The organism is Micromonospora sp. NPDC057141 (assembly GCF_042670805.1).
GTDB lineage: Bacteria > Actinomycetota > Actinomycetes > Mycobacteriales > Micromonosporaceae > Micromonospora.
In genome coordinates, this window is the sequence record NZ_JBHUVA010000009.1 from 1 (window position 1) to 23,742 (window position 23,742).

A 23,742-nucleotide genomic window follows, 5' to 3' on the forward strand; every position below is an offset into this window, starting at 1 on the left:
GCCCGACCCGGCCGGTCAGCAGCCGATCCGGCTGGCGCCCACCGCGACGTCGTCGAACCAGAGGGTGTCGGCACCCTCGCCGTAACTCTCCCAGCCCAACCGCAGGTCGGTGAGCTGCGGACGCCACGTGCGGTTGAGCCACTGCCCGTCGATGTCGTGGGTCGGCGTGCCGTCCACGGTCAGACCGGTGACCGCCGCGCCGTCGACCCAGGTGTTCAGCCGGCCCTGCGCGCCGTCGACCATGAACTCCACGCAGGACCAGCGGTTGGTGGCCAGCGGCATGCTCAGCGCCACCCCGGACGGGCTCTGCTCCGGCAGCGTCGCGTCGTCGGAGGCCCGGTTCCACTGGAGGGCGCCGTTCTGCCCGCCCATCCGCAGGTCCTTACCGCCGTCGGCGGCGTCGGCCATGGCCAGGAACGTGACGTGCGAGGTGGGCAGGGCGGTGGTGTGCCGCACCCAGAACCGGGCGTACCGGACCGCGCCGAGGGTGCTCAGGTCCCGGGTGGCGCGGACGAACACGTGGTTGCAGTAGCCGACCGTGCCGTCGATGCGCAGGGAGCGGCTGCCGCTGTGCGTCGTGGCGGTGTCGATCGCCGCCGCGCCGGTGCCGGAGCAGTCGGGGTGGACCACCGTCCAGTCACCGGACGGCACCGACCCGGTCTGGTTCTCGAACCCGTCGCAGAGCACGGCCGTGCCGCAGCCGGCGGGCGGCGGGGTGGTCGGCGGCGGCGGGGTGGTCGGCGGCGCGGTGGTCGGCGGCGTCGTCGTCGGGGGCGCTGTGGTCGGGGGCGCGGTGGTCGGCGGCGCGGTCGTCGGCGGGGGCGGGGTCGCCCCGTTGCACGGTACGCCGTTGAGCGCGAACCCGGTCGGCCCGGCCGTGTTCGCGCCGGCGGTGCCCTGGACACCGAACTCGGTCGATCCGCCCGCCGGCACCGAGGCGTTCCAGGCGACGTTGCGGGCGGTGACCGCCGCGCCGGACTGGCTGACCTCGGCACTCCAGCCGTTGGTGATCCGCTGGTCGCCGCCCCACGTCCAGGTGACGGTCCAGCCGTTGACGGCGGTGTCGCCGGGGCTGATCCGGATGTTGGCGGTGAACCCGCCGGTCCAGTTGTTGGGCACGTAGTCGATCCGGCAGCCGGCGGCGGCGGTCGCCGGGGCGGTGGGCAGGCCGACGCCGGCCAGGGCGGCGGCCAGGACCGCCCCGGCGGCGACGATCGGGGTGAGACGGGCGCGGGAGATCCTCATCGGGTTCCTTCCGGGGGCATGCCGCCACACGGGCGCGGAAGGCGACCCGACGGCGGCACGGGAGAACTGCGGGAACGCTCGCATGGCGACGCGACCGGCGACGCGACGCGGATGCCCGGCTCCGGGCGGACCATCAGCCGTCGGACCGGTCGGCGATCGACGGCACGGCGGCACCCCACGACCAATCTAGTGATGTTCGCCAATGGATGGCAAGACGGCGAGGCCCGTCGCCCGCCGCCAACCGGGTACGCCACCGATGCCGGTCGGTCGACTCATGGCGCTCCCCGGGGGAGCACGGTAGTTTCGGGTCCCACCTTGGGCAGGGGGGCCTGTGGACGACGCAACAGTCGACCGCCGCCGGATCCGTCGCGGGCGAATCGCCACATCCTTGGCGTTCCTGCTGTTCGGAACAGCGCTGGGAGTATGGACCGCGCGGATTCCGGCGATAAAGGAGAAACTGGGGCTCAACGACGGCCGGTTGAGCTTCGCGCTCCTGGCCTTTGCGGCCGGCTGCATCGTCGGCATGGCGGCGCTCGGCCGGCTCACCGATCGCTTCGGCAGTTCCCGCGTGCTCATCCCCTCGGCGGTCCTCGAAGGGCTGCTGCTCGTCCTCCCTGGATACAGCGAAACCCTGGTGACGCTGTCCGTTTCCCTGTTCTTCTTCGGAGCGACGCACGGCACGTTGAACATCGCGATGAACGCCAATGCGCTTGAAGTGCAGCGGGCCTGGGGAAGGCCCATCATGTCGTCGTTCCACGCCACCTACAGCATCGGCGGCTTTCTCGGGGCCATCGTGGGCAGCTTCTTCGCGAGCAGCCGGGCCAGCGTCGGCATCACCTTCCTCACCGTCGGCGCGGGGGTGCTGGTGCTGGCCGTCTGGGCGGCGCTGTGGGTGCTGCCCGGAGCGAGCCCTCCGGGCGCCCCCGTCGAGTCGACGGCCGCCGGACAGGGACCCGCCCGCCGGCCCCTGCTGCTGGTCTTCTTCGGCGTGCTGGTGCTGTGCACGCTCGTCGGCGAGGGCGCGGCGGCCGACTGGAGCGCCGTCTACCTCAGGGACAACCTGGAGACCAGCCCCGGCTTCGCCGCGTACGGATTCGCCGCGTTCTCGATCATGATGACGGTGGGCCGGCTCTTCGGCGACCGGCTGGTGCGCGCCGTCGGGCCCGTCACCCTGGTGCGGTCCAGCGGGGCGCTGGCTGCGCTCGGCCTCGGCGCCGCCCTACTGGTGAACCATCCGGTCGCCGGTGTCATCGGGTTCGGGTTGCTGGGCGCCGGCCTGTCGTGCATCGCCCCGCAGGTCTACTCCGCCGCCGGGAACCAGGATCCGAACCGTGCCGGGCGGGCCCTGTCGACGGTGGTCAGCATCGGCTACCTGGGATTCCTCTTCGGCCCAATTCTCATCGGCGCCGCGGCGACGGCGGTGGGGCTGCCGGCGGCCCTGTGGATTCCGGTGGTGCTGGCGGTCTTCGTCGCGGCGGGCGCCACCGCCATGCGGGTGCCGAGCCGCTCCGGCGAATCACCGGAATAGACCCCTGCTCGCAGCGGGCCGGCAAAGAGATTCGTCGCATTGACATACGGCTATTGATGCTGAATCATGCACGACCATGGATCATTTCCGAGTGCGTCTACCGAATGCGGCCGGGATCGCCGCGTTCACGGCCGCGACAACCATCCTGGCAATGGGAATTGCATCTCCGGCAACTGCCGCGGAACAGGTGCGAGGAACCGAAGATCCGGACGCCGTCGCCGGCAGTTACCTCGTCGTGTTCGACGACGGGGCCGCCGACGACAATCGCGCGGGAATCGCCGCCCTGACCGGACGACTGGCCGCGAAGTACGACGTCGGGGTGGAACACACCTACGAGCACGCGCTGCACGGTTTCGCCGGCACGATGAGCCGCGCCGCGGCACGCCGCCTGGCGGCCGAGTCCGGCGTGTCGTACGTCGAGCAGAACCGCGCGGTGCGGGCCCTCGACACCCAGCCCAGCCCGCCGTCCTGGGGCCTGGACCGGATCGACCAGCGCGACCTGCCGCTGGACGGCAGCTACTCGTACCCGACGACGGCGTCCACCGTGCAGGCGTACGTGATCGACACCGGCATCCGGACCACGCACACCACCTTCGGCGGCAGGGCCACCTGGGGCACCAACACCACCGGCGACGGCCGCGACTCGGACTGCTCCACCAACGGCCACGGCACCCACGTCGCGGGCACCATCGGCGGCTCCCAGTACGGCGTGGCCAAGGGGGTCTCCCTGGTCGCGGTCAAGGTGCTGAACTGCGGCGGCAGCGGCACCCTGGCCGGCGTCACCGCCGGCGTCGACTGGGTGACCGGTCACCACGCCGCCGGCGTGCCGGCCGTCGCCAACATGAGCCTCGGCGCCAGCGGCGCGCAGGGCGCCCTCGAGGACGCGGTGCGCAACTCGATCGCCGACGGCATCGTCTACTCCATCGCCTCCGGCAACAGCAACATCGACGCGTGCGGCTACAGCCCGGCCCGGGTCGCCGAGGCGATCACCGTGAACGCCAGCACCACGGCGGACGCCCGCGCGTCGTTCTCGAACTGGGGCACCTGCACCGACATCTTCGCCCCCGGCGACGGCATCGTCTCCGCGTCCAACGCGAGCGACACCGCCACCGCCACACTCAGCGGCACCTCGATGGCCGCCCCGCACGTCGCGGGGGCCGCCGCGCTGGTCCTCGCCGGGAACCCCGGCCTGACCCCGCCCCAGGTGGCCAGCGCCCTCTTCGACGCCTCGACCCCCGGCAAGATCACCAACCCGGGCACGGGCTCGCCGAACCGCCTGCTGTACACCGGCTCGGCGCCGCCCTCCCCCGGCACCGCCACGCTCACCCGGTACTACGGGGCCGGGGACCACGTCAGCGCCACCACCCATCCCGGCGGCAGCTACCTGGCCGAGGGCAGCCTCGGCAAGGTGCACACCAGCCAGGTCGCCGGCACGCACCCCCTCTACCAGTGCCGGGTGGGCAGCGACAGGTTCACCTCCCTGTCCGCCACCTGCGAGGGACAGACCTTCCTCGGGTTGATCGGCTACGCCTACGGCTCGCCGCCGGCCGCACCCCACCAGCGCATCTACCGGTGCATCGTGCGCAGCAACGGCGAGCACTTCGACTCGCCGGACGCGAACTGCGAAGGACAGATCGCCGAGGGGCCGCACGGATACCTGCTCCTCTAGCCGCCCTCCCGCGGCTCGCCCAGCCGCCCGCCCCGCCGACCGACGGGCGGGGCGCGACCCGGTCCCGTGGCCGCGCCCCGCCCGTCCCACCTACCCCGCACCGCGTCGGGAGGACGCATGAGACGCCTGCTCGCCATTCTGACCGCACTTATCGTGCTGCCGTTCACCCCGATCCTGCCCACCGCGTACGCCCACGCCGACGGCTGGTCCGGACCACAGTCGACGATCGTCAACCGCAACGGCCGCAAAGTGATCCAACTGTGCGACCAGGGCGGCGGCTGCCGGACGACCACACCGTTCTTCATGGCGCTGAACACGCAGAGCGCGCCGATCGGGCAGAACAACTGGTCGTACTTCAACTACCAGGCCCAGCTGGCCGCGGCGAACACGGCCGCGGCGGAGATGAACGTCGCGCCCATGCTCCAGGTGCACCTGAACAACACCAGTGACGCGTTCATCGACCAGTTGGCCGGCAGGCTCAACCAGCTCAACCCCCGGCCGTACCTGATGGTCCGCATGTATCTGCAGGACGCGCCACCCGGCGCCGAGCCCATGCGGATGAAGGACCTCCAGGGCAACGTACGCGACGACACGAACGGCGCGGGCCACCCGTGGACGTTCAGCGAGGCGTGGCTGGCCTACCAGGAACAGCAGATCAGCCGGGTGCTGACCCGGATGGACTCCCAGTACCCTGGCCGGGTCATGGCGGTGCTGATCGCCTACGAGAACGGCGGCGAGTGGTTCTACCGGCCGTACGGCTACAACGACACCACCAACAAGATGCTGGACTGGGGCACCCCGGACCTGTGCGCCACCGGCGCGGACGGCGTGCAGGTCTGCCAGCTCTACCCCTGGACCAACGACGCCGGCACCCAGCCCGGCCCGCGCGGACGGCACTCGTTCTACCTGGACGACTACTCCGGCAGCGCCGAGGCCGGCTTCTGCGCGTGGAGCGCCCTGCCGGCGAGCCTGGTCCCGGGCTGCCGGTCGGCCACCCCCACCGAACGCAACAACGCCGTGCCCGGCCAGTCCCCGCCGACCTCGGGGGCGTCGCGCGGCACCGTGCTGGACCCGGCCGACATCAACTCGCTGCGGGCCGCCAAATACAACCAGTACATGTCGTCGCGCAACGTCGCGGCCATCACCCGCCTGCTGGCCAAGGCCAAGCAGGTGACCGGCAACCGCATCCTCACCTCCGTCTTCTACGGCTACCTCTACGGCCTGCGCACCGAGCTGGGAATCAGCGGGAGCAACGACCTGGCGACCCTGGTCGACAGCCCGTACGTGGACATCATCGGCGTGCCCTACTCGTACGGCACCAGCCGGAGCCTGGGCAACGGCTTCGTCCAGCAGGGACCGCCGGACACCATGCGGCTGGCCAACAAGCTGTGGCTGGACGAGGACGACACGCGCACCCTGCTGGCCTGCGCGCCGACGAACTGCCAGCCCATCCCGTTCCAGACCGCCACGAACCTGTGGGACAGCATCCGCCTGCTGCGCCGCAACCTGATGACCGCCGCGATCGGCGGCCGGGCCATCCACTTCCTGGACCTCCAGGGCGTCGGCTGGTTCGGCGACCCGGCGCGCACCGGCGACTCGGAGACCCTGTGGGCGAACCTCCAGTCGGTGTTCCGGGCCGCCGACAAGATCCAGCACGGCGGGGCGAACGCCTACCAGCCGCAGGTCGCGGTATTCGTCGACGACGTGTCGGCCAACTACCAGCCCGCCCTGACCCCCGCCGGGGAGAACTCGTACGCCTTCGCCAGCGACCAGCTCTCCAACCTGGTGGACGACCTGACCCGGCTGGGCACCCCCGTGCGGCACTACCTGCTCAGCGACCTGACCAAGGGCAACCTCGACCTGAGCGCGATCAAACTCGCCGTCCTGCCCAACGCCTACGCGGTCTCCCCGACGGTGCGCGCGGCGATCGACACCAAACTGAAGACGCCCGGCCGCACCGTGCTGTCGCTGTACGCCGCCGGGTACGTGCAGGGCGACCAGGCCGCCTCCACCGCCTCGATGGCCGCGCTCACCGGCATCACGGTCGCCAAGGGCACCGGCACGCCCGCACTGGGGCAGAACTACTCGTTCGTCGGGCAGAGCGGCGGGCCGGCGTACCCGCTGACGCCGTGGTTCACCGTGACCGACGCGGGCGCGACGACGCTGGGCACGTACCAGGCGGGCGGGGTCTCGCTGGCCCGCAAGTCGATCCCCGTCGCGGGCAGCAGCTGGACGTCGGTGTACGCCGCCGCGCCCAAGCTCCCCCTGGCCGCGCTGCGCAGGATCAGCGAGGACGCGGGGGTGCACCACTTCGCGCCGGCCGGCGACATCGTGGAGGCCACCGGCAACATGCTGATGGTGCACGCCGGCACCACCGGCACGAAGACCGTGCGGCTGCCGCAGAGCATGCCGCGCGTCTACGAGACCGCCCTGTACCCCAGCGACGTCGAGCTGTGCCGCAACTGCACGCAGCTGGCGAACCTGCCCTTCAACGCGGGCGACACGAGGGTGTTCCGCTGGACGTCGCCGCCGCGCGGCAACTTCGAGCTGCTCACCGGCTCCACGGTGGAGGGTTGGGCGGTCGACACGGACCAGCCGGGGACCTCCTCGGCGGTGGCCGTCTACCGGGGCGGGCCGGCGGGCGTGGGCACGCACCTGGGCGACTTCCCGACCGCGACCAACCGGCCCGACGTGAACGCGTACCTCGGCATCACCGGCGTGCACGGCTTCCGGTTCACGCTGTCCGGGTGCACGCCGGGCACCCAGATCCACGTCTACGCCCTCGACCCGGAGGGCGGTGCCGGCGACGGCAGCACGTACCTGGGGGTGCGCCCCTGCACGTGAGGCGTCGGCGACGCCGGGTGGGCGTGACGGCGTGACAGGCGGGCCACCGGGCCGGCGACGATGCCGGTCCGGCGGCCCTCCGACCCGTTTCACAGGCTCCAGCCGCCGACCCCACCACTGCCGGTGCCGCTGCCGTCACGTAGTTGGTCGACGTGGTCCCGTCAGCCCAGACCGTTGCTGAAGTCCGCGATGGTGGCGGCGAGTGTCCGGTCGACGAACTCACAGACCTCCTGCCAGCGGCCAGCGGCGGAATCGGTGTAGATGAGGGTGACGCTGTCATCGGGGCCGGGGTTCAGCAGGGGCACCCGCCTGGCCGACTCACCCACCGTGTGGTTCTCCACCAGTTCGGCGAAGGCCGTGACGGCCAGGACGCCGGTCTCGCCGCGCCCAACCTTCTGCACGGCGACGACGTGCCGCATGGTCTGCCCGAGAACGGTCAGCCGTAGCTGCGCCCACCAACTGCCCTCGCGGAGGTTGGTGTAGAAGTCGACGGCATTCGCCGTTCGGATCAGCTGCGCCCTCCAGTAGACGGCTTTTTCCTGCGGGGGTGCCGCGTACGTCACCAACGCGTCCGCATCCGGGTCCACTGAGCGGAAGGCATCGAGGAACTGACCGCGAACACCGCTCAGGTAGTCGACCAGGCGGGCGTGCAACTCGTCGGCGAGCACCGCGACCTGACGGCCCTGGACGTCGTTGCGGCTCCCTACCAGCGACCGCAGGCGCTCCGCATAGGCGCGGGCGACGTCGACTGCTCCCGCCCCGGCGGTGGCGACCTCCATCGTGCCGGTGAGCGCCGAGGTCAACGCGTTCCGTTCCAGCCGCGCGAAGAAGCGCACGAGCGGCCGGATGTCGCCCTCGTTGGCGCAGTCCAGGGCACCGATGTAGTCGCCGCGCTGACGCCGGTCCACCACCAGAGGCGCGTAGTGGGCCTGGAGGAGCACCAGCAGGCTCAACGCCCGCGCCACCCGTCCATTGCCGTCGGCGAACGGATGGATGCGGATGAACCGGTGGTGCAGCCACGCCGCCAGGACGATCGGATGCACCGCCCCCGACATCTTTTCGTACCCGGCCAGAAGAAGTTCCATCTCGGCCTGCACATGCTCGGGAGGCGCGAAGTGGATCCTGACGCCGTCCTCCCGGATGACGGAATTGGGTTGCCGCTTCCACTCGCCGTGCGGCAGCGCGACCCGCGCCCTCCGGCCGAACTGGTCCTGCGCGTCGTAGGTCACCTGATGGCGCGTCACCAGGTCATGTAGCTCACGGATGAAATGCAGCGACAACGGAGAACCACCGCGCGCGGCGTCCGCGAGATACTCCAGCGCCGTGTACTGGTCCTGAATCACTGCCAGGGTGTCCTCGGACAGTTCGCCCTCGCCCGCGGCCACGTCCAGGGTGAGCCCCTCGGCCACGAGCGCCTCGGTCACCCCCCAGTCGAGGTCGTAGAGCCGCTCGATGATCCCCGTCTCGATCGCGTGCCGGCGCAGGCTGCGCTTACGCGCGGCCTCGACCTCCTCCGCGGTGGCCCGCCGGAGGTTCTCCGCCCAGACCACACGAAGGCTGTCGGTCGCCGAGAGCAGCTCGGCGACGTCCCCGTTCAGCTCGGGCAGCGGTTCGACGCTGCGCCACGGAAGATCAGTTGCCACGGGCTGAAGCCTAGTGGCCACATCCGCGCAACCCGCCCCCGACAGGCGGACGCCCCTCAGGGCTCGCGCATCCAGGTCTGCGGGTCGGTGACGAAGACGCCCTTGCCCTGGTGACGACGGATCACCCGCAGAGCTTCAAGCCGGACGTAGGCCAGCTGCACCGTCCCGTAGCTGACTGCGTAGTTCGCACGGGTCTCGGCGACCGACGGCAGGCGGTCGCCAGGCTTCAGCTTCCCCGATCTGACGTCAGCGATGACGTCTTCGGCGATGCGGAGGTATTCGGCTGATTCGGGCATGTCGCTCCTCGCGTGGCACCCCGAATTCGATCACACCTCGAATGCCCGAACAACGTGCTTTGACTTTCCTATGTTCCCTAGTTATGTTGGTCCCGGAGTCGTTCCTCGCGTGGCAACGAGGTCGGCTCATCCCCCGGTCGGGGCGGGTCTGCCCTGCCCGCCCCGACCCACCGCATGCACGCTCCACGCTCCCGTCTGCCCCGGAAAGGACCGACGTGGCCCACGTGTATCGAGGCGGCCACCTCTACGGCACGGGCCGGCCCGACCGGCTGACCCCGCACGAGGTGCGCACCCGGGCGTTCGACCCGCGTCGGCGCGGCGTCGACGCCGATCAGGTACGCCAGTTCCAGACCAGGCTGGCCGACGAGCTGACCGAGGTGCACGAGGAGGTGCGGCTGCTGGTCCAGGAGAACGACCGGCTGAAGCGGGCGCTGCGCGACTGGCAGATCATGCACGCCCGGGAGTGCGTCCCGCCGGACGACGTTCCGCCCAACCGGGGGCGCTGGTAGCGGTGCGCCCGACCCCCGGTGACCTGCTGATCGTCGACGGCCGGGCCTCGGTGCAGTTCGCCGGGGACCGGGCCGTCACCTTCCGCGTCGTGTCGGTGCCCGACCTGCCGACATACCACGGCTGGATCTGGCTCGCCGGCTATGTGATCGACCGGCGCGGCCTGGCCACCGCCAAGCGCGAGATCTACGTCCAGGTCGCCGCGCTTCGCCCTGCGGTTCCCGCGAGAGTCGGTGTCCCGCGTCCCTCGTCGGCAAAGCCGTCGCAGCGGTCAGCGCCGTAAGCCCTTCGGGGGTTGGCCATGTTTCCGTACGGCTGGGGGCGAGGGGCGCGTGGCAAGAGAAAACCATTGGGCTGCCCGACGCACCTCAGGCACGATCGGCGCGTGGACACCTATCTGGACACCGAGCGGCTGGCCCTGCGCCGCTTCACCGCCGACGACGCGGACCTGCTGATCGAGCTGGACAGCGACCCGCAGGTGATGCGCTACCTGAGCGGCGGCGAGCCGACCCCGCCGGAGATCGTCCGCGAGCGCTACCTGCCGAACATCCTCGCCGGCTACCAGAAGTGGAACGGCAACCTCGGGCTGTTCGCCGCGCACGAGAAGGCCGGCGGCGCGTTCGTCGGCTGGTTCATCCTGCGTCCCGAGCCGCAGGGTCCGCTGGACGAGGTCGAACTCGGCTACCGTCTGCGGCGGGCGGCCTGGGGCAACGGCTATGCCACCGAGGGTTCGCGGGCCCTGTTGGGCAAGGCGTTCACGGATCTCGGTGTGCGCAAGGTCTGGGCTGAGACGATGACCGTCAACCGCGCGTCGCGCAACATCATGGAAAAACTCGACATGACACGCACGGGGACCATCCCCGTCCCCTCCGACATGCAGATGATCGAGGGCTCCGAGCATGGAGGCGTACGGTACGAGATCACCAAGGAGCAGTGGGAGCGACGGTAGCCACGGCACGAACGCAGGACCGGCTCAGCCCTGCGTGGTGCACGCCCGCCGCGTGGGGGGCGGGGTGCCGTACAGCTCGTTCTCCGCCGGGTCGATCGGGTGCCGGTCGATCTCCCTCGGCACGTCCGACGGCGAGTCGAACGCCTTGCGGATGTTGGGCACGCAGAGCAGCGTGAGCCGCTTGCCGACCGCGATGCCGTTGGCGTCGAACCGGATCAGCCCGGTCACCCCCTGGTACGCCGGGTCGGCGACGGTGCGGATGGCGAGATACACCGCCGTGGGGGTGACCTCCCGAGGGTTCCACTCCCGGCCGGCGGGGGCGGCGAGACTGCCGGCGATCTTCCGCACCGCCCGCAGGTGCAGCCGGGTGGCGTCGTAGGCCAGGCCTACCCGTTCCCCGGCGTGCGAGTCGGACCGGCACAGCGACAGCACCGTCTGCACGTCGGCGAGGAAGAGCTTGCGCTCGATGTCGGTCGCGGTCACGAGCCGGGCGCAGTAGGCGAGTTCGCCCTTGACCACGTACGCCAGGGGCAGGTTGTCCGGCGCGGGCCGGCGGGCGGCGCTGTTCGCCAGGTACCGGTTGACCGAGTCGTCGCCGATCAGCAGCGGCACCCGGCCGCTGCACTCCTCCGCCAGCCGGCCGGCGAACGCGCCGAACTCGGTGTAACGCCCGCCGAAGAAGACGACGCCGTCGCCGAAACGGTCGGCGCAGACCGGCGTGAGGTCGACCCCCGGCCGCCAGTACGTCTCCTGGTAGGCGTCACCGCCGAACCGGGTCCGCAGCCCGTCGCGCAGCGTGTTGACGTACAGGTCGTTCGCGCCGCCCTCCGGGCCGGCGTTGCCGTACGTGTAGAAGTTGAAGATCCTCTTCTTCTTCAGCACCTTGGTGACGTGGTCGCGCACGAGGGTGGCCTCGTCGAGGTTGGGCGCGGAGATCTGGAGGTAGCGGCTGGAGGCGTCGGCGATACGGTCGGCCGACAGCGTCGGCGCGAGGACGGGCAGGTTGAGATCGCCCAGCGCCTTGATCGCGTCCTGCACCGCCTTGCGGCTCTCCACCAGCCCGACCACGCCGAGCACCGTCGGCTCGTCGTGGGCGAGGTCCGCCAGCATCCGCACCACGTCGCCGGCGTACCGCATCTCCTGGCCCGCGTTGGCGACCACGATCCGCAGGTACGGGTTGGCCCGGTCGTCGTTGGCCTCCAGGTACGCGCGGCGCTGTGCCGCCGCCATGCCCTGCAACTCCTCCCGCTCCCCGGCGAAGGTCTCCTCCCCGGGCAGCGCGTCGGGCTTGGTCAGCGAGCCGAAGTAGACCAGCGTGACCCGGGGCCGGTCCCGCCGGATGGCCCACGCCGCCTCCACCTCCCGGTTCTGGTCGAAGATCTGCCGCTGCACGGCGAGCAGCGACTCGTCGCGGCTGAACAGCTGCCGCCCGTGGTCGCTGTAGCCGACGCACTGGCCGTCGCGGACCGCCGTGCGCACCAGCCCACCGGCGGCCGACGGCGGCCACTCGCAGTCCGCCCGCCACCGCTGCGCCTGCCCGGGGATCTGCCACACGCCGAAGGTGGTCAGCACGACCGCGACCAGCGCGACCAGTGCGACCGGCCGGGCCAGCCACGGCGAGCGGGGCGGCACGATCCGGGACAGCCGGTTACGGAAGGGGGTGATATCTGCCGGCGGAATCTCCACCTGGAGATACCAGGCGTTGTCCTCCCGCGCCCGCCGGGCCCGGGGCAGGCCGCTGCGCCACGCCCGGTACGCCCCCTCCACCCCGTCCAGCGGCACGAGTTGGCCGGCGACGGCCGGGTCCGTCGGCGCCAACCCGTCCGGCGGCACCTCGTGGCCGTTCGTGACGACCAGCAGGGGATCGGAGCGGCCCGTCTCGTCGCGGACCGCGTTGATCAACTTGATCAGGGTGTACCCGCCGTTGCCCGGCGCGAGGCCGTCGAGCAGGATCACCGGGCAGGCGGTGCGCCGCCAGGGCTTGAGCCGCCACGGCCGGCGGCGATATTCCACGCGCAGGTCCTGCAGGAACGCGTGCACCAGCAGCAGGTCGATCTGCTCCTGGTCCTCCGTCTCCCGGGACGGGACGGTGAGCCGGCTGGCGAAGGCGACGAAGTCGCCGGCCGCGAGTTCGGGAGCGAGATACTGCTGGCGCATGAACCAGCGGAACCGCCGGCCCGCCCCGAACAGCCAGCCGGTGGTCAGCAGCCGGAACATCAGGCCGGGCAGGACCCGCAGGGTCAGCCACAGCAGCAGACCGAGCCATCCACCCAGGTCCGGCGGCGGCTGCCGCCCGTCCGAGGCCGCCCGCTGCGAGATCCGTTTCGCGCAGTTGCCGGGTCAGCTCCCGGCGGCGCCGGTTCGTCGGCACGCCGGACAGGTCCACCTGCATGAGCCCGTCGGCCAGCGCATAGTGGCGGAACGCCAGCCGGTCCGCGCCGCCGAAGTTCCCGGCCGCCAGCCCCGTGTACGCCTCGTGCAGCAGCGTGCGCACGTCCCGGCCGGTGGCGTCGAGGCGGACGTGCGGCACCCGCCGCTCGTCTCCGGCGAGCACGTGCGCCATCAAGGCCAACGGTGACGCCGCCCGGGGCCGGGAGACCAGGCACAGCAGCGGCAACCGCCAGCCGCCGCGCCCGGGTCGCAGCACCATCGACTCGACCAGTTCCACCAGCCGGTGGAATTCGGCGTACGCCCGCCGCCCCTGCTCGGGAACCCTCCCGTCGACCATGTTCCCCCGTCCCGAACGCGCCGAAGAATCCGCGAAATCGTCGGTCCCGCCGCCTCGCCGGAGAGGAACACCCCGTCGTGCCGCACAACGAACAGTGAAACCGGTCGCTCGATGGTAGGCGTGGATCGAGGTGCCCGCCAGGACGGCAGGACACGACGGCGAAACTGTCAACTTTCCGATCCCACCCCGCGACCGCCCCCTCGCCCCCACCCACTCCACCCCTGTTGATCAAGAGGTTTGCGTCAAAGTCGAGATCAAACTTGACGCTATTCTCTTGATCACCGAGGAGAACGCGGGAGGCGCGGACGGGAAGGTAGGGAGAGAGGGAGGGCTGGAGGGCTGGAGGGGGTCAGGCGGCGAGGGTGGCGTAGCGGCCGGCGCGGTCGAGCAGGGTGGCGTGCGTGCCGGACTCGACGATGCGGCCGTGGTCGAGCACGGCGATCTGGTCGGCCTCGCGCACGGTGGACAGCCGGTGGGCGATCGTGATCGTGGTGCGTCCCCGGGCCAGTTCGTCGAACGCCCGCTGGACCGCGCGCTCCGTCTCGGTGTCCAGCGCGCTGGTGGCCTCGTCGAGGACGAGCACCCGGGGGTCGCGCAGCAGGGTGCGGGCGATGGCGAGGCGCTGCTTCTCGCCGCCGGAGAAGCGGTGCCCCCGCGAGCCGACCATGGTGTCGTAGCCGTCGGGGAGGGCCGCGACGAGATCGTGGATCTGGGCGGCGCGGGCCGCGTCGACGATCTCGGCGTCGGTGGCGTCCGGTCGGGCGTACCGCAGGTTCTCGCGCACGGTGGTGTGCAGCAGGTAGGTTTCCTGGCTGACCACGCCCACGACGGCGGCCAGGTCCGTCAGCCGCAGGTCGCGCAGGTCGACGCCGTCGATGGTGACCCGGCCGGCGGTGGGGTCGTGCAGGCGGCTGACCAGGGCGGCGAGGGTGCTCTTGCCGGAGCCGGTGTGCCCGACGACGGCCAGGCCGGTGCCGGCCGGCACGTCGAGGGTGAGCCCGGCCAGGGCGGCGGTGTCGCTGCCCGGGTAGGTGAAGGTGACGCCCTCGATCCGGACGTGGCCGCGCACCCGGCGCGGATCGATCTCGACCGGGTGCGCGGGGTCGTCGACCTCCACGGGCAGGTCGAGATACTCGAAGATCCGGGCGAACAGCGCCATCGACGCGGCGACCGAGACGCCCACGTCGAGCAGGCCCATCAGCGGCCGGAACAGCCCGCCCTGGAGGGCGGTGAACGCGACCAGCGTGCCGATGCTGAGCGTGCCGGCGGCCCCGGGCAGGCCCGCGCCGAGGTAGATGAACGCGGGGATGGCGGCGAAGATGACGCTCATCGAGGCCATCCGCCAGCGACCGGCCAGGTCGGAGCGCAGCTCCAGATCGACCAGGCGGGCCGAGGAGGCGGCGAACCGGTCGACGAGCGCGCCGCCCGCGCCGAGGGTCTTGCTCAGCTGCACGCCGCTGATCGACAGCCCCTCCTCGATGGTGACGTTGAGGTCGGCCAGCTCCCGCTGCCGCTGGGCGGTGATCTCCCGCCGCATCCGGGCGACCCGGCGGGTGAGCCAGATCGACGGCGGCAGCACGACCAGGGAGATCAGCGACAGCCGCCAGGACAGCGCCACCATGGCCACGGCGGTGGCGACGACGGTGGTGAGGTTCGACGCGATCGAGGTGGCGGTGGAGGTGACCACCGTCTGCATGCCGCCGATGTCGTTGGTGATGCGCGACTGCACCTCGCCGGTGCGGGTGCGGGTGAAGAACCCGATCGACTGGCGGTGCAGGTGGGTAAAGACATCGGTGCGCAGCCGGTGCATGACCTGCTGGCCGACGCGGGTGGACAGCCAGGTCTGGACCACGCCGAGGGCCGCGGTCACGACGGCGACGGCGACCATGCCGAGGACCAGCCGGGACAGCAGGGACAGGTCGCGCTCGGGCAGGGCCCGGTCGATCACGGTACGCAGCAGGAACGGCGAGGCCATGGCGACGATGGAGGAGAGCACGATGATCACGGTGACCGTGGCGAGCTGCCAGCGGTACGGGGCGAAGAGCCGGCCGACCCGGCGCAGCGACACCTGCCGGGCCTGGGTCTTCTCGGCGGGGCTGACGGTGCGGGGGCCGCCCCGGCCCTCGCGGTGGGTGGCGGGTGTGTCCAAGGGATGCCCTTCCGGTCGGGGACGATAATGCTGAGGTTACCTCATCATGAGGGACCAACAGTAGTTGCTGCTACCGTATTCCGGTGAGCGCCGACACTCCGGTGAGCCCCGACAATCCGGCGGGCGCCGACGAGGAGAGCCTGGCCGAGAGCTTCTGGGCCGTCACCCGGCGGCTGCGCCACCTCTCCCGACAGACCCTCGAACCCTGGGAGATCAACCCCGGGCACGCGCGGGCGCTGGGCGTACTCACCCGCCACGGCGCCCTGCGGCTCAGCGCGCTCGCCGAGCACCTGCGCATCGCGCCGCGCTCCGCCACCGAGGTGGTCGACGGCCTCCAGGAGCGCGGGCTGGTCGCCCGTCGCCCCGACCCGGCCGACCGGCGGGCCGTCCTGGTCACCCTCACCGACGAGGGGGTACGCGTCGGCGCGGCGATCCGCGCCGCCCGGCACACCGAGGCCGAGCGCCTCTTCGGCGGGCTCGACCCCGCCGACCGGGCCCACCTGGCCCGCATCCTGCGGACCCTGCGCGACTGACCAGCCGCCGCCCGGCCGCATCGGCCCGCAGGAGGCCGCCGCCGACATCAGCCGCCACGCCCGCACGAGCCAGCACGGGGTGGCGTCCGCGACGGGCCTGGCTGGCCGCCGGCATCAGCCCACCCGGCGGCTGGCGAAGACAACGACGGGGCTCGGCGCGAGGCGGCGAGGTGGTCGTACAACCGGAGGATCTGGGCCCAGTCGGTGCCGGCGGCGCTTTGGGCAACCTCGGCGAGGTGCACGCGAGGGCTGGCGCGTCGCCGGGCACGGCGGCGATCCCGACGGATTAGCGGTTTCGGATCGGCTTATATAAGGCGCATCTGATATAAAGGTGGGGTGCATGCCTTCGACGTGCTGGGCGAGCCCGTACGCAGGCGGATCCTCGAACTGCTCGCCGAGGGCGAGCGGAGCGCCGGATCCGTCTGTGAGGTGATCCGGGCGGAGTTCGGCATCTCCCAGCCGGCCGTGTCCCAGCACCTGCGGGTGCTGCGCGACAGCGGCTTCGCCACGGTGCGCCCGCAGGGGGCCCGCCGGCTGTACGCGGTCAACCCGGAGCCGCTACGCGAGGTCGACGACTGGCTCGGCCACTTCCGCCGGTTCTGGACCCCACCTCTGCACGCGCTGTCCACCGAGCTGGCGCGGGGCCGCCGGGAACGCCGGCTGGCCGCCGAGGCCAAGAAACCCGCCGAAGCCAAGGTGGCCGCCGAAGCCACCGAAGCCGAAGAAACCGCCGAAGCCGCCGAGGAAACCGCCGAACCCGAGAAGAGGAGATCACGATGATCGACGCCACACACCAGATCAGCGGCGTGGAGCGCCGGGTGGGCAGCCGCGTGCTGCCGGCCGGGCAGGCCCGGGTGCTGACGATCAGCCAGACGTACGACGCGCCGGTCGAGGACGTCTGGGACGCCTGCACCAACGCCGAGCGCATCCCGCGCTGGTTCCTGCCGATAAGCGGCGAGCTGCGGCTGCACGGCCGGTACCAGTTCGAGGGCAACGCGGGCGGCGAGGTGCAGCGCTGCGACCCACCGGAGAGCTTCGCCGCCACCTGGGAGATGGGTGACCAGGTGAGCTGGATCGAGGTGCGGCTGTCCCCGGAGTCCGGCGACCGGACCCGGTTCACGCTGGAGCACATCGCGCACGTCGACGACGTGATCTGGGCCCAGTTCGGGCCCGGCGCGGTCGGGGTCGGCTGGGACATGGGGCTGGTCGGGCTGGCCACCTACCTGCACGCCGGAGACGGCGGCGACGACAACCCGGCCGCGCGGGGCGCCGAGTGGGCGGCGTCGGCCGAGGGCCGGGAGTTCCTGGCGGCGGTCAGCCGGCTCTGGGGCGAGGCGAGCGCGGCCGCCGGCACCGATCCGGCCGAGGCCGCCGCGGCGGCGCAGCGGACCACGGAGGCGTACACGGGGGCCCCGGCCTGACCCCCGAGGGCACTCGGCCGGATCGATGCCGGTCACGGTGGAAATCGGCGGCGCGGGGTCGGGGCGCCAGGCAGACTGTCGGCCATGTCGCCCCGCTCCGTCGCCGATCTGGTCGCCCTGCGCGACGCCGGCGCCCGCGTACGCTATCTGCACTTCTGGGGGCACCGGCCCCGGCCGGACGGCGCGGTCGGGACCGGCTGCCTCAGCCAGTGGTGGCCCGCGCCGTTCCCGGTGGACGGCCGGGTCTTCGACACCGCCGAGCACTGGATGATGTGGCGCAAGGCCGCCCTGTTCGGCGACCACGACACGGCGGAGCGGGTCCTCACCGCCGGGCACCCGCAGCGGGCCAAGGCCCTCGGGCGCACGGTGCAGGGTTTCGACGAGGCCACCTGGGCGGCCCACCGGTACGACATCGTCGTGGCCGGCAACGTCGCGAAGTTCGCCGCGCACGACGACCTGCGCGCGTTCCTGCTCGGCACCGGCGAGCGGGTGCTGGTCGAGGCGAGCCCCGTGGACCGGGTGTGGGGCATCGGCCTGGCCGCCGGCGACCCCGACGCGCAGGACCCGGCCCGCTGGCGCGGCGACAACCTGCTCGGCTTCGCCCTGATGGACGCCCGCGCAGCCCTGCGCCCCTGACCGCCCACCGGCCCCTGACTCACCCCGTCCCACCCCGCCCGGCCACCCCGGCCGGGCGCGCGGCCGACGCGGTAACCTGCCCGGCGTGACCGGCGCACCGTACTCCCACTGTTCCTACTGCGGCGCGGGCTACCCGGCGGCGGCCGACTGGCCCCGGGTGTGCACGGCCTGCGGCCAGACCGTGTGGCGCAACCCGACGCCCGTGGCGGTCGCGGTGCTGCCGGTACGCACCGACGCCGGCGTCGGCGTGGTCGTGGTCCGCCGGGACATCGAGCCCGCGCGCGGGCTGCTCGCCCTGCCCGGCGGCTTCATCGAGTACGGCGAGGCGTGGCAGGAGGCTCTGGTGCGGGAGCTGCGGGAGGAGACGGGGCTGGTGGCGTCCGCCGACGGCGCGGAGCTGTTCGCGGTGCACGGGGCGCCGGCCGGCGGCACCATGATGGTCTTCGGGACGCTGCCGGAGCGGACGGCCGGGGAGCTGCCTCCGTCGGCGCCGACGGAGGAGGCCACCGAGTGGTTGGTGGTCACCGAGCCGGTGGAGCTGGCGTTCTCCACCCACACCCGGGTGCTCGCCGACTTCCTCGACGCCCACCGGGCGGGGTGAGCGTGACCGCCGCCCACCGGGCGGACTGACCGGGCCAGTGGTGGCTCGGTGGCCATGATCAGTCCAGTGACGCCGCTCCGCCCCGGGGCGATGCGGCGCCCTCGGTGTCGGCGAGGTAACCGCTGGCCTGGAGGCGGAACAGCTCCCGGTAGAGCCCGTCGGCGGCGATCAGCTCGTCGTGGGTGCCCTGCTGCACGAGTCGGCCACGCTCCATCACGAAGACCTGGTCGGCGTGCCGGACGTTGGCCAGCCGGTGGGTGATCAGCACGACCGCCCGGTCCGGACGCCGCCGCAGGTGCTGGAAGAGGGAGTGCTCCGCGCGGGCGTCGAGCGCCGCCGACGGCTCGTCGCAGATCAGCAGCGGGGCGTCCCGGTAGAGGCCACGGGCGGCGACGAGGCGCTGCCACTGGCCGCCGGAGAGGTCGTGGCCGTCCTTGAACTCGCGGTCGAGCAGGGTGTCGTACCCGAACGGCAGGCCGACGATCATGTCGTGCGCGGCGGCGGCCCGCGCGGCGTCCTCCACACCGGGCCCCCGCTGCCCGGCTGCCCGGTCGTGCCGGCCGACGCGGATGTTCTGCCCGGCGGTGAACGGGAACTTCCACCAGTCCTGGGTGAGCACGGCGACCTGCGCGCCGGTCTGCCGTGGGTCGAGCTCGGCCGTGTCGACCCCGTCCCAACGGATCGTCCCGCCGGTGGGTCGGTACAGACCGGCGATCAGCTTTGCCAGGGTGGTCTTGCCGGAGCCGTTCTCGCCGACGAGGGCGACCACCTGCCCCCGACGGACCGCCAGGCTGACCTCGTCCACGGCCGAACGGTCGGTGTCCGGGTACCGAAGGCTCACCCGGTCCAGCTCGATGACGTCGAAGCCGTCGGTCGGCCGGTCGCCCCCGGCGGCGGTCCGGCTGACCGCGCGGTCCAGGAAGTCCCGGTAGTCCTGGTAGTAGAGGGCGTCCTCGTAGAGCGAGTTGGTGGCGAACACCGCGACGCCGAGGCTGGACCGGGCGGACTGCAGGGCGATCAGCGCCGTCGCGGCGGCGGCGAGCGCCACCATGCCGGTCAGCAGCAGGCCGGCGAGGACCGCGTACACGCCGAAGGTGGCCAGGCCCGCCGTGGCCGTGCCGAGCACCCTGGTCCGGGTCTGCGCGCGGACCAGGCGCAGGTGGGCCCGCGTCTCGGTGGCCATCATCCGGCGGTACTCGCCGAGCAGGAAATCGCGCATCTGGTACGCCCGGATCTCCGCTGCGGTGTGCCGGTTGGCCATCAGGTTGGCCAGCATCCACATCCGGCGGCGCCGGTTGATCCGGGCCAGCATCTCCAGGTACTGCCGGCGGGCCATCTTCACGGTGGTCGCGGCCTCGGGCACCGCCGCCAGCAGCAGGCAGGGCAGCAGCAGCGGCTGGATCACGGTGACCGCCGCAGCGGTGGCGAGCACCCCGACCACGCCGGTGATCAGGTTGACGGTGTGGTCGACGATCCACGCCGCCTCGGTCACCCCGCGGTCGCGGGCCCGGTCCATCTCCTCGGCGAACCCGGCGTCGTCGAACGCGGCCAGGTCGACGGCCGTGGTCGCCTCGAACAGTCTTAGCTCGACCTGGTAGTTGATCTGGGGAGTGAGCCGTGCCTGCGCCCAGCCGGCCGCGATGGTCAGCGCGCCCTTGGCCGTCACGGCCGCCGCCGCCAGGGCCAGTGCCGGCAGCGCCGCCCGGATCCGGTCCGGCGTCGGGCCGGCCGCGAACAGCTCGCGCAGCACACCGGTGGTGGCCAGCAGCCCGAGGGTCGTCATCGCCCCGGCGGCCACGTTCAGCCCGATTGACGCGGCCGTGTCCCGCCGACTGGTCGCCCACGCCAGGGCGACCGCCTCGCGGACCAGCCGGGGCAGCCGGCGGGCCACCGCCCAGAAGGTGGTGTGCGCGAACTCGGTCGCGTGGTGCATCCACGCCCGGTCCTCCAGCTCGGGCAGCACCGACGCTTCCGCATCGTCGGGCGGGGCGCCGTCAGGCGCGGCGTCCTTGGGCGGGGCGTCCTTGGGCGGGGCGCCGTCTGCCGCGGCTGGCGTGGCGTCCTTGGGCGTCTCCTCGGGAGTGGCCTCGGCGGGGGTGGTGGCGTCGGGCGATCGGCGTTGGCGGACGGCTCTCTCCACGGACCCCTCCAAGGCAGGCGCGGCCGCGACCGGCGGCACACCGACAACCACCGAGAGCCTACTGTGTGCCACGTTTCGATGTCAGCGCGTCACCGGCGTGTCGAACACGTGTCGCAGTCGGTCCCGTTCCCGACCGGGCGCGGGGCGGTTCTGGCCGCCCCGCGCCGGTGAGAAGGGAATCCTGCTATACCGCAGGCGTCAACAAGGGGCCCTTCCTTGCGCCTCAGGCGGCGGTGAGGGTGACGTCGTCGAGGACGAAGCTGGTCTGCAACGAGGCGTCCTCCACGCCGGTGAACGTCAGAACGACGGTCTGCCCGGCGTACGCGGCGGCGTCGAAGGTGCGCTGGACGTAGCCGGTGGCCTTGTTCAGGTTCGAGTACGTCGCCAGGGTGGTGCTGCCGACCTGGACGGTGAGCTTGTCGTACGCCCTGGTCGAGGTCCTCTCGGCGGTGTCGATGTGCAGCCAGAACGACAGGGTGTACGTGGCGCAGCCGGCCGGGACGGTCAGCGACTGCGACAGCGTCTGGGTGCGGCTGGCCCCGTAGCCGCCGAGCCACGCCTTGTACGAGCCGGTGCGCGCGGGCTGGCTGGCCGAGTTGGTGATCACGCCCGAGGAGGCGGCCCAGACGCCTGCGCCGCTCTCGAAGCCGGAGTTGCCGACCACCTGGCCGCCGGCGCAGCCGCCGGCGCCGGTCACGGTGACGCTGTAGGTGGCGGTGCGGGTCGCCGACCCGGTGCCGGTGACCGTGATGGCGTACGTGCCGGTGGCGGCCGTCGCGGAGGCGGCGATCGTCATCGTGGACGAGCCGCCGGAGGTGACCGACGACGGGCTGAACGACACCGTCACCCCGCTGGGCGCGCCGGTGGCGGACAGGGCCACGGTCTGGGCGCTGCCGGAGGTGGTGGCGGTGGAGACCGTGGCGGTGGTGGACGCGCCCCCGGCGACGCTGCCGGACGTCGGGCTCACCGCGACGGAGAAGTCGTCGGTCGGGGTGCCGCCGCCGACCGCCTGGTCCCAGATGGCGTACGCGATGCCGTCGGCGCTGCGGTTGAGCCCGGTGGCGTTGATGTTGCTGGTGGTGTCGCAGGCCCGGTGGTAGCAGGGGTCGTACGAGGCGTTGGCGGTGCCGCCCCACTTGGCGGCCTGGGCGCTGGTCTTGCGGGCGCTGGCGCCCATCGCGTAGCCGGAGGTGGGGATGCCGGCCTGCTGGAAGGAGTAGTCGTCGGAGCGGCCCTGGCCCTCTACGTTCTCCTCCGGGGCCAGGCCGAGCGAGTCCCAGTACGCCTTCAGCGGCGCGGCCGTGGTGGAGGTGACCCGGTTGATGAAGTAGCCGCCGTTGGTGGAGGCGACCATGTCGAAGTTGTAGTACCCCTTGATGTAGCCCTTCTGGGTGGCGCTGAGCGAGTTCACATAGAAGTTGGAGCCCTGCAGGCCCTGCTCCTCGCCGTTCCACCAGGCGAACCGGACCCGCTTGGTCAGGGCCGGGTTCTGCTGGGCCAGGACGAGGGCGTTCTCCAGCAGCACCGACGAGCCGGAGCCGTTGTCGTTGATGCCCGGGCCGGCGGAGACGCCGTCGAGGTGCGCGCCGAACATGATCACCTGGTCGGCCGGGGGCCGCCCGGCCACTCGGCGATCACGTTGTTGCCGGGGTAGGTGCAGCTGGTGCAGTTCTGCTCGGTGACCGTGTAGCCGGCGGCCTGGAGCTTGCCCTTGACGTAGTTGACGGAGGCCGTGTAGCCAGCGGAGCCGGCGCGGCGGTTGCCGCCGTTACTGGTGGCGATGCTCTGGAACTGGGTCAGGTGGGCCTGGACGTTCGTCACGGAGATGTCCGGCGCGGCCAGCGCGGCGGCGGCCGGGGCGGCGGTGGGAACCTGGGCGGCGGTGGCCGGCAGGGTCGCCGTCGACGTGGTCAGCGCGAGAGCGGCGGCGAACGCCAGGCCCGCGGTCACTGTGGTGCGTCTCATGGGTGCTCCTCGGTGCAGGTCGGGGGTGTCGTGCACCTGGGCGTGACCGGACCCCGCTCGCGAGGGTGGGGCGAGCGGGGTCCGGCGGCGTGGCGAGGGGGCGCCGCGACGTTCGTTCCAGGGAAGCACACACTTACACGCGTCTATCCCATGGTCAATATCCACAATGGCCGTACTCCCCGACCGTTCCCGCCCGTCCGCACGGGTGCCACCGGCCGTGGATCTAGGCTGCCGTCATGCTGTCACTCGATGATCCACGTTGGCCCGACCTCGACCACCGCAACTGGTCGGCGGGCCAGGGCTCGCCGGATGCCCCGTTCGTCCCCGACGAGCTGCGCCGGCTCCGCGCCAACCCGGCGGACCAGGAACGGTTCAGCGACCTGTGGCCGTACCTGTGCTCCGAGGGCACCGCCTGGCCCGCCGCCTACGCGGCCGTCCCCCACCTGGTCGACATCGCCCGCCAGCTCCCCCCGGCGGGGCGCGACGAGTACCTCATCGTCGTCGGCCTCGTCGCCACGTGCTCCGGTGCCTACGGGCAGACCTCCGCCGGCCTGCCCGACGACATCGCCGACGCCTACCGGCGTGCCCTGCCCGAGGCCCTGACCCTGCTGGCCCAGACGCTGGCCGGCGCATCGCACGACGACGTCGACACCCGGTACCTGCTCTCCGCCGCCGCTGCGCTGAAGGGCCACCCCGAGCTGGCCGAACTGCTCGACGACCTCGACACCGTCGAGTGTCCGGCCTGCGGCGCGCCCGTCTTCGACGACCCGGACGACGACGGGGACTTGGACGACGACGATCCGGACGACGACGAGGACACGGACGAAGACGAGGACACGGACGACGACGGCCTGGACGACGACGGGGCCGGCCGGCCGCCCGCCTGAC

Annotated in this window: 18 protein-coding genes and 1 pseudogene; 12 read left to right on the forward strand and 7 right to left on the reverse strand. The window is 72.2% G+C overall.

Annotation, left to right across the window (positions count from 1 at the left end; genetic code table 11):
* Positions 1–15: 15 nt before the first annotated feature.
* Entirely contained in the window at positions 16–1,245 is a 1,230-nt protein-coding gene (locus ACFT41_RS08380) for a cellulose-binding domain-containing protein (RefSeq protein ID WP_377613767.1), read from the reverse strand.
* A gap of 388 nt (positions 1,246–1,633) precedes the next feature.
* Here ACFT41_RS08380 and ACFT41_RS08385 point away from each other — a divergent pair, with 388 nt between their 5' ends.
* From ACFT41_RS08385 to ACFT41_RS08395, 3 genes are all read left to right on the forward strand, one after another.
* A complete protein-coding gene (locus ACFT41_RS08385) occupies positions 1,634–2,773 on the forward strand; it encodes an MFS transporter (protein WP_377588295.1) in 1,140 nt (379 codons plus the stop codon).
* A 187-nt stretch (positions 2,774–2,960) separates the two neighbouring features.
* The gene (locus ACFT41_RS08390; protein ID WP_377588296.1) at positions 2,961–4,442 is read left to right on the forward strand and encodes a S8 family serine peptidase; all 1,482 of its coding nucleotides are present in this window, start codon (positions 2,961–2,963) and stop codon (positions 4,440–4,442) included.
* A gap of 117 nt (positions 4,443–4,559) precedes the next feature.
* Complete coding sequence (locus ACFT41_RS08395) at positions 4,560–7,286, forward strand: hypothetical protein (protein WP_377588297.1); 2,727 nt, start codon at positions 4,560–4,562, stop codon at positions 7,284–7,286.
* 161 nt (positions 7,287–7,447) lie between these two features.
* On the opposite strand, the gene ACFT41_RS08400 is transcribed toward ACFT41_RS08395, so the two are convergent.
* Entirely contained in the window at positions 7,448–8,836 is a 1,389-nt protein-coding gene (locus ACFT41_RS08400; protein WP_377613768.1) for a Fic family protein, read from the reverse strand.
* 149 nt (positions 8,837–8,985) lie between these two features.
* Complete coding sequence (locus ACFT41_RS08405; RefSeq protein ID WP_377588299.1) at positions 8,986–9,225, reverse strand: winged helix-turn-helix domain-containing protein; 240 nt, start codon at positions 9,223–9,225, stop codon at positions 8,986–8,988.
* A 215-nt stretch (positions 9,226–9,440) separates the two neighbouring features.
* Here ACFT41_RS08405 and ACFT41_RS08410 point away from each other — a divergent pair, with 215 nt between their 5' ends.
* From ACFT41_RS08410 to ACFT41_RS08420, 3 genes are all read left to right on the forward strand, one after another.
* Positions 9,441–9,734 carry a DivIVA domain-containing protein gene (locus ACFT41_RS08410; protein WP_377588300.1) on the forward strand — a complete coding sequence of 98 codons (294 nt, stop codon included), beginning with the start codon at positions 9,441–9,443 and terminating at the stop codon, positions 9,732–9,734.
* Between the two features lie 2 nt (positions 9,735–9,736).
* Positions 9,737–10,015, forward strand: a complete 279-nt coding sequence (locus tag ACFT41_RS08415) for a hypothetical protein (RefSeq protein ID WP_377588302.1) — start codon at positions 9,737–9,739, stop codon at positions 10,013–10,015.
* 102 nt (positions 10,016–10,117) lie between these two features.
* Entirely contained in the window at positions 10,118–10,681 is a 564-nt protein-coding gene (locus ACFT41_RS08420; protein WP_377588303.1) for a GNAT family N-acetyltransferase, read from the forward strand.
* A gap of 24 nt (positions 10,682–10,705) precedes the next feature.
* Here the strand turns inward: ACFT41_RS08420 and ACFT41_RS08425 are convergent, their stop codons facing one another.
* Both ACFT41_RS08425 and ACFT41_RS08430 read right to left on the reverse strand, forming a co-directional pair.
* The gene (locus ACFT41_RS08425) at positions 10,706–12,898 is read right to left on the reverse strand and encodes a hypothetical protein (RefSeq protein ID WP_377588304.1); all 2,193 of its coding nucleotides are present in this window, start codon (positions 12,896–12,898) and stop codon (positions 10,706–10,708) included.
* Positions 12,899–13,758: 860 nt separating this feature from the next.
* Positions 13,759–15,558, reverse strand: coding sequence for an ABC transporter ATP-binding protein (locus tag ACFT41_RS08430; RefSeq protein WP_377588305.1), 1,800 nt, complete (start codon positions 15,556–15,558; stop codon positions 13,759–13,761).
* An 83-nt stretch (positions 15,559–15,641) separates the two neighbouring features.
* Here ACFT41_RS08430 and ACFT41_RS08435 point away from each other — a divergent pair, with 83 nt between their 5' ends.
* From ACFT41_RS08435 to ACFT41_RS08455, 5 genes are all read left to right on the forward strand, one after another.
* A complete protein-coding gene (locus ACFT41_RS08435) occupies positions 15,642–16,091 on the forward strand; it encodes a MarR family winged helix-turn-helix transcriptional regulator (RefSeq protein WP_377588306.1) in 450 nt (149 codons plus the stop codon).
* 336 nt (positions 16,092–16,427) lie between these two features.
* Positions 16,428–16,871 (forward strand): ArsR/SmtB family transcription factor, encoded by a 444-nt coding sequence (locus ACFT41_RS08440; protein ID WP_377588307.1) that lies wholly within the window; start codon positions 16,428–16,430, stop codon positions 16,869–16,871.
* On the forward strand, positions 16,868–17,512 hold the full coding sequence (locus ACFT41_RS08445) for an SRPBCC family protein (protein WP_377588308.1): 645 nt from the start codon (positions 16,868–16,870) through the stop codon (positions 17,510–17,512). The genes ACFT41_RS08440 and ACFT41_RS08445 overlap by 4 nt, the downstream gene beginning before the upstream one ends.
* Before the next feature lie 84 nt (positions 17,513–17,596).
* A complete protein-coding gene (locus tag ACFT41_RS08450; RefSeq protein WP_377588309.1) occupies positions 17,597–18,148 on the forward strand; it encodes an NADAR family protein in 552 nt (183 codons plus the stop codon).
* Positions 18,149–18,233: 85 nt separating this feature from the next.
* A complete protein-coding gene (locus tag ACFT41_RS08455) occupies positions 18,234–18,749 on the forward strand; it encodes an NUDIX domain-containing protein (protein WP_377588310.1) in 516 nt (171 codons plus the stop codon).
* 58 nt (positions 18,750–18,807) lie between these two features.
* On the opposite strand, the gene ACFT41_RS08460 is transcribed toward ACFT41_RS08455, so the two are convergent.
* Together ACFT41_RS08460 and ACFT41_RS08465 are read right to left on the reverse strand one after the other, a co-directional pair.
* Positions 18,808–20,682: an ABC transporter ATP-binding protein gene (locus tag ACFT41_RS08460; protein ID WP_377588316.1), complete on the reverse strand. Its 1,875-nt coding sequence runs from the start codon at positions 20,680–20,682 to the stop codon at positions 18,808–18,810.
* Between the two features lie 430 nt (positions 20,683–21,112).
* A pseudogene (locus tag ACFT41_RS08465) lies at positions 21,113–22,854 on the reverse strand (M28 family peptidase).
* Between the two features lie 236 nt (positions 22,855–23,090).
* Between ACFT41_RS08465 and ACFT41_RS08470 the strand changes: the two are divergent.
* Entirely contained in the window at positions 23,091–23,741 is a 651-nt protein-coding gene (locus ACFT41_RS08470; protein ID WP_377588311.1) for a hypothetical protein, read from the forward strand.
* Position 23,742 lies beyond the last annotated feature (1 nt).